Origin of the sequence: Photorhabdus caribbeanensis (assembly GCF_018448885.1) — a bacterium.
GTDB lineage: Bacteria > Pseudomonadota > Gammaproteobacteria > Enterobacterales > Enterobacteriaceae > Photorhabdus > Photorhabdus caribbeanensis.
Window position 1 is genome coordinate 1 of sequence record NZ_RCWB01000049.1, and the last position, 12541, is coordinate 12541.

The 12541-nt window shown below is 39.2% G+C and carries 11 protein-coding genes; 4 read left to right on the plus strand and 7 right to left on the minus strand.

Going from position 1 to position 12541, the window contains the following annotated elements; genetic code table 11:
* Nucleotides 1–235 precede the first annotated feature (235 nt).
* Nucleotides 236–925, plus strand: coding sequence for a FadR/GntR family transcriptional regulator (locus EAE90_RS21170; RefSeq protein ID WP_214055193.1), 690 nt, complete (start codon nucleotides 236–238; stop codon nucleotides 923–925).
* Between the two features lie 69 nt (nucleotides 926–994).
* Entirely contained in the window at nucleotides 995–2386 is a 1392-nt protein-coding gene (gene mdtD / locus EAE90_RS21175; RefSeq protein ID WP_214055175.1) for a multidrug transporter subunit MdtD, read from the plus strand.
* On the opposite strand, the gene rbsR is transcribed toward mdtD, so the two are convergent.
* The 6 genes from rbsR to rbsD all read right to left on the minus strand — a co-directional run bounded on the left by rbsR (nucleotide 2383) and on the right by rbsD (nucleotide 8205).
* Nucleotides 2383–3384 (minus strand): ribose operon transcriptional repressor RbsR, encoded by a 1002-nt coding sequence (gene rbsR / locus EAE90_RS21180; protein WP_422616008.1) that lies wholly within the window; start codon nucleotides 3382–3384, stop codon nucleotides 2383–2385. The two genes, mdtD and rbsR, sit on opposite strands and share 4 nt — an antisense overlap.
* Nucleotides 3385–3386: 2 nt before the next feature.
* On the minus strand, nucleotides 3387–4316 hold the full coding sequence (gene rbsK, locus EAE90_RS21185; protein ID WP_214055176.1) for a ribokinase: 930 nt from the start codon (nucleotides 4314–4316) through the stop codon (nucleotides 3387–3389).
* Between the two features lie 63 nt (nucleotides 4317–4379).
* On the minus strand, nucleotides 4380–5270 hold the full coding sequence (gene rbsB / locus EAE90_RS21190; RefSeq protein WP_214055195.1) for a ribose ABC transporter substrate-binding protein RbsB: 891 nt from the start codon (nucleotides 5268–5270) through the stop codon (nucleotides 4380–4382).
* Nucleotides 5271–5294: 24 nt separating this feature from the next.
* On the minus strand, nucleotides 5295–6266 hold the full coding sequence (rbsC, locus tag EAE90_RS21195; RefSeq protein WP_214055177.1) for a ribose ABC transporter permease: 972 nt from the start codon (nucleotides 6264–6266) through the stop codon (nucleotides 5295–5297).
* 6 nt (nucleotides 6267–6272) lie between these two features.
* Complete coding sequence (gene rbsA / locus EAE90_RS21200) at nucleotides 6273–7778, minus strand: ribose ABC transporter ATP-binding protein RbsA (RefSeq protein WP_214055178.1); 1506 nt, start codon at nucleotides 7776–7778, stop codon at nucleotides 6273–6275.
* Between the two features lie 7 nt (nucleotides 7779–7785).
* On the minus strand, nucleotides 7786–8205 hold the full coding sequence (rbsD, locus tag EAE90_RS21205; RefSeq protein WP_214055179.1) for a D-ribose pyranase: 420 nt from the start codon (nucleotides 8203–8205) through the stop codon (nucleotides 7786–7788).
* Nucleotides 8206–8457: 252 nt separating this feature from the next.
* Here rbsD and ravA point away from each other — a divergent pair, with 252 nt between their 5' ends.
* Both ravA and viaA read left to right on the plus strand, forming a co-directional pair.
* Nucleotides 8458–9969, plus strand: a complete 1512-nt coding sequence (gene ravA, locus EAE90_RS21210) for an ATPase RavA (RefSeq protein ID WP_422616009.1) — start codon at nucleotides 8458–8460, stop codon at nucleotides 9967–9969.
* A gap of 4 nt (nucleotides 9970–9973) precedes the next feature.
* Complete coding sequence (gene viaA / locus EAE90_RS21215) at nucleotides 9974–11431, plus strand: ATPase RavA stimulator ViaA (protein ID WP_214055181.1); 1458 nt, start codon at nucleotides 9974–9976, stop codon at nucleotides 11429–11431.
* 5 nt (nucleotides 11432–11436) lie between these two features.
* Here viaA and asnA read toward each other — a convergent pair whose 3' ends face one another.
* Nucleotides 11437–12429, minus strand: coding sequence for an aspartate--ammonia ligase (gene asnA, locus EAE90_RS21220; RefSeq protein WP_214055182.1), 993 nt, complete (start codon nucleotides 12427–12429; stop codon nucleotides 11437–11439).
* Between the last annotated feature and the right edge of the window lie 112 nt (nucleotides 12430–12541).

Consider the following 12541-nt stretch of genomic DNA (forward strand, 5'->3'; position numbering starts at 1 on the left):
TCCCTGCCTGACCACACAATGTTTATCAGCGTTGTGTCGGTCAGTGGTGGCGCATTATAGGGAGTTCTTTGACGCTGGCAAGCATTTATTGAAAAAAAACTTTCATTCGCAGTTTTTTTCAACAAAATCTGCGTTTTTGTATTTTTTTTATACAAAATTGATGGCGTCGACAATAATTATTCCCAAACTAAAGTACTATTCAGTAGACAAATGCGGGAAAAGGTTCAAATCTACTATGCAATTTAAAGAACAAAGAAAAGCTTCCCAGAAAAACCTTTCTTATCTTTTAGCTGAAAAAATCGGACAACAGATTTTGTCTGGTGTATATAAAGCTGAAACTATCCTTCCTGGTGAGATAGAACTTTCTGAACAATTTAACGTCAGCAGAACATCTGTTCGTGAAGCAATAAAAATACTTGCCGCCAAAGGTATACTATTACCTCGCCCACGTATTGGTACTCGAATCATGCCAACGATTCATTGGAATTTTCTTGATCAAGATTTATTAAAGTGGTGGATGAATCGTGACAACCTTAGTCAAGTGGTCGAACATTTCCATATAGTAAGATTAGCAATAGAACCACAAGCTTGCTTTCTTGCGGCACAAAATGCCACATCACAACAAAAGAAGCAGCTCTTACAGATAATAGATGAAATGTATCTACTAAAAGAAAATTTTAACCGGGAAAAATGGATAGAGATTGATTACCAGTTTCACTATACCATTTACAAATCTTGTGGAAATCCATTCTTATGCTCTTTTGCCAACTTATTTAATCTAGTTTACCAGAATTACTTTGAAGCTATTATTTCCGATAAAGTTGTACAACTGGAAGCTCATAAAACAATTGTTAATTCTATCACCCAAGGTGACAGTTACAGCGCACTTCTCGCTTGTCAAAAGTTATTAACAGAACGCGAATGATCTTATATAGTAGTGTATTAGATTAATATCTAACCAAACATTAGCTAGATAAAATAAGCAGGATTATTAATGGTAAAAACCGCTCGTAATATGGCGGGGCTACCCTGGATTGCTGCAATAGCTTTCTTTATGCAAGCTTTAGATGCAACAATTCTCAACACAGCATTGCCCGCTATTGCTGAAAGCCTCAAACATTCACCTCTGGCGATGCAATCTGCGGTTGTCAGTTATACTCTGACTGTTGCTTTGTTAATTCCAGTTAGTGGATGGTTAGCAGATCGTTTCGGTACCCGCCGGATATTTATGTTTGCTGTATCCTTGTTTTCTTTAGGCTCCCTAGCCTGTGCTTTGTCAGGTAATTTAGCCTTTCTAGTTGTTTCTCGTGTAATTCAAGGAATTGGTGGCGCAATGATGATGCCAGTTGCTCGCCTTGCTCTATTACGTGCGTACCCACGCAGCGAACTTCTACCCGTTATGAATTTTGTCACCATGCCAGGGTTAGTAGGGCCAATTCTTGGTCCCATGCTCGGTGGGTTGTTAGTCACTTATGCTACCTGGCACTGGATATTTATTATCAATATCCCAATCGGTTTATTGGGGATTATTTATGCTAAAAAGCATATGCCTAATTTTACAATGCCAAAACGTTCATTCGATTTTTTCGGTTTTATACTTTTTGGACTGAGTTTAATAATGGTTTCTGTCAGTTTAGATTTACTAGGGGAAAGTACGTTACCAGGCTATATACCTCTGACAATTATGGTTGGTGGTTTTATGATATTATTTGGTTATCTAATGCATGCCAGAAGACAAACCCAACCCCTTATCAGTCTGAAATTATTCCGTATTCGTACATTCTCTGTCGGTATTATAGGTAATCTTGTTACACGCTTGGGAACTGGATGTATTCCTTTTCTTATGCCTTTGATGCTACAAGTTGGATTTGGCTACTCAGCGGTTATTGCCGGAATGATGATGGCACCAACAGCTATTGGTTCTGTTATAGCCAAATCTTTCGTTACTAATGTATTAACTCGCTTTGGATATCGTAAGACGCTGGTTAGCATAACAATCATTATTGGATTAATGATTGCTCAATTTTCACTACAATCACCAGAAATGTACGCTGTTCTTTTGTCTATTCCACTATTCTTTCTAGGCATGGCTGTATCCATTCAATTTACTTCGATGAATACCATTACTCTTGCTGATCTGACCGATAATAATGCCAGTTCAGGAAACAGTTTATTAGCGGTAACTCAGCAGTTATCTATTAGCTTCGGTGTTGCGGTAAGTGCAGCTATTCTCCGTTTCTATGAATCCATACATTATGGAACAACCATTGATAGCTTCCACAACACTTTTATTACCGTAGGAATAATCACTTTACTCTCTTCTTCCACCTTCCTGCTATTACATAAGGAAGATGGAGATAACATGATCAAGAAAAAGAACACTTAAGAACGAGAAACCGAACTACGTTCAATCAGTGTCGGAGTTAACACTAATAATTTAGGATCACTTTTTGGGTTATCCATCCGATAAAGCAAAGTATCAACAGCTAACTTTCCTAATTCATCTTTTGGCTGATGAATGGTTGTCAACGGTGGGATCATATAAGGGGCAAGGTCGATATCATCATAACCTATGATGGAAATATCATCCGGCACAGAAAGCCCTGCTTGGTACAGAGCCTGATAAGCACCAACAGCCATTGCATCATTTCCGGCAAAAACTGCTTCTGGCGGTTCTGGATGTTGTAGTAATTTCTGCATTGATTTAAAACCACCAGCAAATTCAAAATCACTATAAATTTCATATCCGTCAGGAATAATAAGGCCAGCATTTGCCATTGCCTTTCTATATCCCTTCAATCTATGATTAGCCGGTGTTTTATCTTGTGGGCCTGCAATACAAGCTATTTTTCTAAAACCACAGCTAATAAGGTAATTAGTAGCTATCTCACCCCCTAACAAGGAGTTGTCCTGAATAATATCGCTGACAATATCAAATGGAGACCAATCCATCATAACCATCGGTAAAGGAGGATAACGACGCAAAACATCACAGGAACTATGCTGATTTTCAGTACACATAATCAGCACCCCATCTACTCGCTTTTGCAGCAAAGTTTCCATGCTGTAATCCATTCGTTTGGTATCCCCCTCTGTATTACACAAGATAAGGCTATAACCACGCTCATAACAGCTTCGTTCAACCCCTCTTACAATTTCAGCATAAAAAGGGTTATTGCTGGTTGTCACCAGCATGCCAATGGTTTTGGTTTGCTTTATCTTAAGACTTCGTGCAAGCGCTGATGGCGCATAATTCAATTGCTCAATCGCATCATTAACTTTCTTTTTCACACCATCACTGACATAACGATTATTATTAATAACATGAGATACAGTTGATGTAGAAACGCCAGCAAAACGAGCAACATCTTTCATTGTAGCCACAGTTAGTCCTGTTCAATTAAAAATGCATCAATTTCATTTCGCCATGGGACGGAAGGTTGAGCTCCCTGACGGGTTACAGCTATCGCAGCAGCAGAATGAGCAAATCGTATAGCAGATAACATGGATTTTCCTTCCAACAATGCCGTCACCAGCGCACCATTGAAAGTATCTCCTGCCGCAACAGTATCTACAACATTAACTTTAAATCCCGGAACAATTTTTCCTTTCTGACCTCTTTGACTCAACCATACACCACGGCTACCTAATGTGATAATTACTGTTTCAATACCTTTATCATGCAGTATTCGAGCCGCATTTTCTGCATCTAAATTATTTTCTATTTTAATTCCAGTGAGATATTCCGCTTCAGTTTCATTCGGTGTAATGATATCCACCAACAAGAGCAGTTGATCAGACAATTTTCGGGCTGGAGCCGGATTGAGTATCACTTTTGTATTATTTTGTTTAGCTATTGTTGCAGCAAGTTGCACTGTTTCCAATGGAGACTCAAGTTGCATTAATAATGCATCTGCTTCCTCAATAATATTTTGGTAGCGATAGAAATATTCCGGTGTCAACGCTGCATTAGCTCCTGCATTGATACCAATAACGTTCTCACCTTGCTGATTAACGAAAATCAACGCTACACCCGTTGTTTCTCCTTTAATCACTTCAATGCCAGAAGTTTTAATATTATCCTTTGTTAGTTGCTGACAGATACGAAAACCAATATCGTCCTCACCAACACAAGCAATAAATGTAATGTCAGCGCCACTGCGGCCTGCTGCTACCGCCTGATTAGCACCTTTACCACCAAAAGCAACCTGATATTGTTCCCCGATCACCGTTTCCCCCGGACGAGGAAATGACTTAAGATTCAAAATATGGTCAGCATTAATGCTGCCAAGCACCGCAAGTTTTGCTGTACTCATTACATTTATTCCTTTTTCAATTTGCCGTCACCACCATCAATGAGTAACAGCACAAATACCGATTTATTTTTTAATAACTAACTCCAATTCCACAGGGATGACGGCTTCAACTTTTTCGCCTCTCAGCACTTTATTTGCTGTCTGAACACCAACGATACCAATTTGATCAGGACGTTGAGCGATTGTCGCTCCTAGTTTTCCACTTTGAACAGCTTTGATACCATCTCCAGTACCATCAAAACCAACAACTAATACATCGCTTTTACCTGCTGTCTGTAAAGCACGCAAAGCACCTAACGCCATCTCATCATTCTGAGCAAATACAGCTTGTACAGCCGGATGAGCCGTCAGCAAGTTCTGCATAACGTTCAGTCCCTTGGTACGATCGAAATCAGCAGGCTGACTAGCCAGCACATTGAATTTATGTTCCTGTGCTACCTTGTTAAACCCTTCACCACGTTCACGGGCGGCAGAAGTACCTGCAATACCTTCTAGCTGAATAATTCTGGCTCCATTCCCCAGCTTTTCAGCGATAAAATCACCCGCTATTTTACCACCTAAGCGATTATCAGAAGCAATATGACTGACCACTGTACCTTTATTCGCTATCCGATCTAGAGTAATGACTGGAATTTTGGCATTGTTAGCCATAATAATGGCATTACCAACAGCATCGGAGTCAGTCGGGTTAATTAGCATGAGTTTAGTACCACGTACCGTCAAATCCTGAACATTAGCTAATTCTTTCGCTGGATTATCCTGAGAATCCAACACAATTAGGTTATAGCCCAACTTATCCGCCTCTTTTTGAGCACTATCTTTCATTGTGACAAAGAATGGATTATTCAGTGTAGAAATGACTAACGCGATAGTGTCTTTCGCCAATGCCTTTACACTTATCGTCATACTTAGTGCAACAGCAGATAAAATTGTTACTAATTTCTTCACTTTCATCATGTTATTTCCTGTAGGGTGAGGTTATTTACCACTTTTGTTATCAACCAGAACTGCCAACAATATTACAATTGCTTTAACAATCATCTGATAGTTAGAAGAAATACCTAATAAGTTTAAGCCATTGTTTAAAAAACCGAGGATTAGCGCACCAATCAGAGTACCAATAATTAATCCCTTACCACCAGCCAGGCGAGTTCCTCCCAGTACTACGGCAGCAATAGCATCTAATTCATAACCTCCCCCCGCCATAGGTTGAGCAGAAGAAAGACGTGCGACTTCAATAATACTTGCTAATGCCGTTAGCAAACCGCATAAGGAGTAAACGATAATTTTAATTTTATCGATATTGATACCAGATAAACGAGTAGCCGATTCATTCCCGCCCAAGGCATAAATATAACGACCTAATCGGGTGTGATGCAGGATATACCATGCGATAACAAAAACTATCAACATCAGCCATACTGGAGTAGGAATTCCCAGTGGACGACCAATACCAAACCAGCCAAACAGATCCGCATTATCACTGAATCCTGTATTTATTGGGCTACCATCAGTATAGACACGGGTTATTCCACGAAGTAACAGCATCATGACTAGAGTGGCAATAAAAGCCTGTACTTTACCTTTAGCAATTATTATTCCTGTACAAGCGCCAATTGCAGCACCTAAAGCCAAAGCACTTACGATAGCCACCAAAGCATTAATTTCCGTACCAACCAATGAAGCAGCAACTGCACCGGTTAACGCAAGCAATGAACCAACAGACAGGTCAATACCCGACGTCAGAATAACTAATGTCATCCCAACGGCCATAATGGCATTGACTGATGTTTGTTGCAGAATATTAAACAAGTTATTTAACGTGAAAAAATTTTGGCTAAGAGAAGAAACTACTGCTATCAGCACTAACAACGCAATCAGTGACTTTTGTTTCAGTAACCACTCTTTAGTAAACCAACGTTTAAATGTCGGTGATATATTAGAATTCATACTGAATTACTCCTGAATCGCTCCATATTGTTTGCCTATAGCCGCTGCCATCAAAACTTCTTGAATTGCCTGTTCAGCAAAAAATTCTCCGCTGATCTGGCCTTCACACATAACCAAAATACGATCACTCATTCCCATCACTTCTGGCAGTTCAGAAGAAACGAGAATAATGCTTAACCCTTCTTTCTTGAATTGATTAATTAACTGATAAATTTCTTTTTTTGCGCCAACATCTACACCACGTGTAGGTTCATCCAGAATAAGAACTTTTGGTCTGGTCATTAATCCACGAGCAATGGCTACTTTTTGCTGATTACCACCAGAAAGCAAACCAATAGCTTGTCCCATTGAAGGTGTCTTGATACTAAACAACTTAATAAAGTCATTAACTGCATTCTGTTCTTCTTTATGATTAAGACCACCTAACCGGTTACTGAAATAACGTAAGGCAGTAAGAGACATATTCTCTTTAATTGACATTCCAAAAATTAAACCATCACGTTTACGATCTTCTGAAATATAAACAATCCCACAAGCTAGCCCATCCTGAGGGTTACGAATTACAATGGGTGTTCCATCCAGTGTGATTTGTCCTTGAGTTTTTGGCAACGCACCATAAATAATTTTCATCAATTCAGTGCGACCAGCCCCCATTAGCCCTGATATACCCAAAATTTCCCCGCTATAAAGGGAAAAACTGGCATTTGTCACACCAGGACCAGAAATCTGCTTAACTTCAAGTCGTTTTTTACCCCGAGGTAAATTCAGGCGAGGATACTGATCTTCCAGTTTTCGTCCAACCATCATTTCAATCAGAGTCTCTTCTTTTAGCTCCTTTACCGGCTTTTCACCAATAAATTGCCCATCACGAAGTACCGTCACATCATCGCAAATGTCAAAAATTTCTCTCAAACGATGGGAGATATAAACAATGCCACATCCCTGAGATTTTAGTTCATGTATTACGCGAAATAATGATTCAGTCTCTGTATCGGTCAGCGCGTCAGTTGGCTCATCCATAATGATCACTTTGGATTTAAAACTCAGCACCTTAGCAATTTCAATCATTTGTTGATCACCGATAGAAAGTTCAGCGACTAAACGGTGACTGCTGTAACTCAGATTCAATTTTTTTAACAGGCTATCTGCTTCCTGATACATTTTTCCCCAGTCAATCGCACCGAATTTATTAACAAATTCGCGTCCCAGGAAAATATTTTCAGCAATGGTCAGTTGAGGAATAAGGTTTAATTCCTGATGGATAATCCCGATCCCCGCTTCCTGAGAGGATCTAGGGCCAGAAAAAATCACTTCTTTTCCTAGGTAACGAACCGTGCCTGTATCTCTGGTATATATCCCAGTCAGCACTTTCATCATCGTGGATTTACCTGCACCATTCTCTCCTACCAGTGCCATCACTTTACCCGGGTAAACACGTAGTGCCGCGCCAGATAATGCTTTGACACCAGGAAAAGATTTACTAATTCCTTTTAGTTCCAGTACAGGCTGCATAATCACCTCAGAAAGTCACACCAGCACAAAGGATAATATTGGCATAAGGAGAATGCTCTCCAGTGCGAATCACCGCTCGGCTATGTTCTGTTTTCTCTTTCAACATATTATGACTAATATAGTCTACAGTAATTGAATTCCCTTGCTGTTTCTCAAGCTCTTTAATTTGAGTCAATATTAATTGATATATCAAAGGATTATGGTCAATGATCTCCTCAGCTAAAAATGCAGCTTCAATCTGCATTTCTTGTGTAACGACATTAAGAACGGATATAAGGCTAGGAATTCCCTGGGTTAGCGCTAAATCAATCCGCCGGGCTAAAGAAGGAATTGGTAATCCAGCATCACCAATCGTAATCTGGTCAGTATGCCCTAGCTGAGAAATTACGGCTGAAATTTCAGAATTAAGTAATACACCTTTTTTCATTTTTTTATTCCATTAGCGAAACGTTTCGCTATTTAGTAATATAGAAAGTAATATTTAAAATGCAACATTAGTGATACAAAAGTGTGATCACTATCGAAACGTTTCGATAATAAAAGAAACGAAAAAAAATGCTAACTTATTGAATATTTGACGCTGAATCGATTTTTAAGGTAAATATTGTCTGCATCAACAAATAATGATTAAAATCTATGGAGAAGGCTAATTAGGTTTTATCTAATCCAACAGATAATATTGGTACGAATTATGTTGTTAGCAGAGAAAATAGTTTGCTTAAGTCACTATCTGGAAAGTGGTCTGTATGAAAGACAACAGACTATTCGCTTATGCTTGCTAGCAGCATTATGTGGGGAAAGTGTTTTTCTACTCGGTCCTCCAGGTATCGCAAAAAGTTTGATAGCTCGCCGATTGAAATTTGCGTTTCGTGATGCCAGAGCATTTGAATATCTGATGACTCGCTTCTCAACTCCCGAAGAAATTTTCGGTCCTCTATCTATTCAGGCACTGAAAGAAGAAGGACGTTACCAACGTCTAACCAACGGATATTTACCTGAAACTGAAATTGTCTTCCTTGATGAAATATGGAAAGCCGGTCCGGCAATTCTAAATACCCTATTGACTGCAATTAATGAAAGAAAATTCAGAAATGGGGATATAGAAGAGAAAATTCCAATGCGATTACTTGTAACCGCATCCAATGAGCTGCCTGAAGCAGATAACAGCCTGGAAGCGCTCTATGACAGAATGCTAATTCGTATTTGGTTAGATAAAATTCAGGATAAAAAGAATTTCCGAGCGTTACTCACTAGCCACAAAAATGAAAATGATAACCCCGTCCCGGCAGACATTCAGATAACAAGTGAAGAATTTCACCAATGGCAAAAGGAGGTTGATAAAGTAGTTCTACCAGATAGTTGTTTTGATATTATTTATCATCTACGCCAGCAACTTGATGCAACAGAACATTCACCTTACGTTTCAGATCGACGCTGGAAGAAAGCCATTCATTTATTACAAGCCAGCGCTTTCTTCAATGGTAGAAAAGAAATATCACCTCTTGATTTAATATTGCTGAAAGATTGTTTGTGGCATGATCTTCACTCTTTTAAACTATTACCTCAGTACCTGAATGCTCTCATGACCGAACAAGCATATCAACAAAGAGTATTATCTCAACAAATTGATTCTCTTTATCACCAATGGACTCAAGCCCGTCAGGACAAAAATGATCAGCAGGCGTTAAAACTGGAAAAACAAACTCGTCTGTTTGGACATAAAATACAATATTCGCTACCCGATCATATCAATGAAGAAAAACTGATTCTATTCCTACATACACCTCTTCATCTCCATGATATTAAAGTCAATTTCATTGAATTGGAAAAAAAAGCGTTGAATATCTGGATAAGCAAAGGCGGAGAACTATCAGCCCGTCTGAACGGCATTGGTTTTCCACAAAACATAGCAGCCGAAATTAATTCAACACATCAACCAGAGATTTTTGATATTAGCCGTCGTTCATCCACGCTATATTTACCAAACCATCAGTATCAGAGAAATGAAGAAAATAACGAGTGGCTGGAAAGATTGGAAAAAATTAATCAAGAAATCCATCAGCAACATCAAATGTTTAATCAGCATCAGCCATGTCTGTTTATTGAAAGTCATTGGCTTGCTACGATAGAGCAAAGTTTTATCCAGTTAGCCGATAAAATTAATCAGTTGAAAGTAAAAATGGGCAACTAACTAAATGATTAGTCTGACAACTCTTGATCTTTTACTATCAATAAACGAAGGAGAGATGATAGAAGAGATCATATTAACCCTTTTAGCTTCACCTCAGTTAGCTATTTTTTTTGAAAAACATCCTCGCTTGAAACGTGCACTATTAAAAGATATCCCTGGCTGGAAACACGATTTACAGCAAAGGATTAAAGAAGCGCTTATTCCTACAACTTTGGCAGAAGAATTTCAGTTATATCAACAATTACTCTCTGCCAACACAAACCTTTTTTACCTTAAACTTCCCGATATATTAGAAACCCTGAATCGAATTGAATCCCCTTTTAGTGAAGAAGCACATAAACTCTCAACTAACACCATTGCCGATTCAAATACACTTCAAACCCTATTTATTCAACGATGGAGGATTAGTTTGATCCTGCAAACCACAACCTTCCATAAGCAATTACTGGAACAAGAAAAAGAGCAACTACTGGCAGAACTGCAACAAAGGCTGACACTAAGCGGTAATCTCGATCCTATTTTTAGTGAAAATGATAGGGCAGCAGAGCGGTTATGGGATATGAGTAAAAGTCAGTTAAATCATTCCCAAAATGATAAGCAGTTATTGATTCGCTATAGTGAATTTCTTCGCCAACAGCCAGAACTAGAAAAATTAGCTCAATTACTTGGACGCAGCCAATCTGCAAAATCAAAACTACAGGAAAATCATTTTTTCGAACCATTTACCACAATCGAACAAATACCCGATACCGTTCCTGAACAGGTAAATGGAATCGGGCAAAGTGATGATATTCTGCGCCTATTGCCAATAGAATTGGCAATTTTAGGAATTGAAGATCTGGAATATGAATTTTATCGCAAATTAGTGGAAAAAAAACTCCTGACTTATCGCTTACAAGGGGATAACTGGCAAGAAAAAACAACATTATGGCCAGTTACTCATTATAGCCAGGAAGAAAAACCACGAGGACCATTTATTATTTGTGTAGATACTTCCGGTTCTATGGGGAGATTCAATGAAAAATGTGCCAAAGCCTTTTGTCTGGCACTGTTACGTATCGCTCTAGCTGATAATCGCAACTGTCATATCATGCTATTTACGACAGGAATTGTGCACTATGAATTATCCTCACCAGACGGTCTGGAGCAAGCTATTCGTTTTCTCAGCCAGACTTTCAAAGGAGGGACAGATCTTGCTTTCTGTCTGACAAGCACAATAGAAAAAATGAAAGAACAACATTGGAAAGATGCTGATGCTGTTGTTATCTCAGATTTCATTGCCCAGCGTCTGCCGGACTCCCTAATCCATCAGATAAAAAATCTGCAACTGCATCAGCAACACCGCTTCCATGCGGTCTCCATGTCCCAATATGGTAAGCCCGATATTATGCGGATATTCGATCATATCTGGCGCTTTGATACCGGACTTAAAAGCCGTTTACTGCGAAAATGGCGTTACTAATTGAATCAAAGCATATCTTCTACTGTTTCGCGTACTTCAGGCGACCAGATACTGCATTGAACCTGACCAATGTGTTTCATTTGCAGCAGTAACATCACCAAACGGGATTGACCAATACCACCACCAATCGATTGTGGCATGTCACCTTTGAGTAACGCCTGATGCCAATCATATTGTAAACGCTTTTCATCACCAGTCAGTGCTAACTGACGCTCCAATGTTTCTGCATCGACACGGATACCCATAGAAGAGATCTCAAACGCATCTTCCAAAACAGGGTTCCAAACAATGATGTCACCGTTTAGCCCCAAAAAACCATCACAGTTCGGCGTCGTCCAGTCATCATAATCAGGCGCACGTACATCATGAGATTGACCATCAGATAATTTTGCACCGATACCTATGAGGAAAACAGCGCCCAATTCTTTAGCAATAGCACGTTCACGACCTTTTGCATCCAGATCCGGATAACGGCTCAGAAGCGTTTCACTATGAACAAAGTGAATTTGATCTGGCAGGAACGGTGCCAGACCAAACTCCTTGCTGACAGCTTTTTCTGTTTCTTTTATTGCTTCGTAAATTTTACCTACTGTCTGTTTTAGATAAGCAAGTGAGCGTTGCCCATCTCCCATCACTTTTTCCCAATCCCATTGATCGACATAAACAGAGTGGATTGGTGTTAAGCGATCCTCATCCGGACGCAATGCTTTCATGTGAGTATAAAGCCCTTGTTCAGGCTGAAAGCCAAAACGACCCAGTGTCTTACGTTTCCATTTAGCCAACGAATGCACTACTTCAAAAGTTGAATCCGGTAAAGTTTTTACTTTTACCTGAACAGCTTTTTCATGACCAGACAAGTTGTCCTGAATACCATCTCCCAAACAACTTAGGATTGGCCCTTGTACTTCAATCAGACCCAGTTTGCTTTCCAGCAAACGAGAAAAGAAAGATTTCACGAAACTGATTTGTTGCTGCTTTTCAATAAACGACTTTTTCATAATGTTATTCTCTAATTTTTTAGGTGGCCCTGATGTCCTGTTGGAAACATTAAGCAATAAAATGGGGGATAAATTCAATATACTTTAATAAAAATAGACTTTATGATTCATA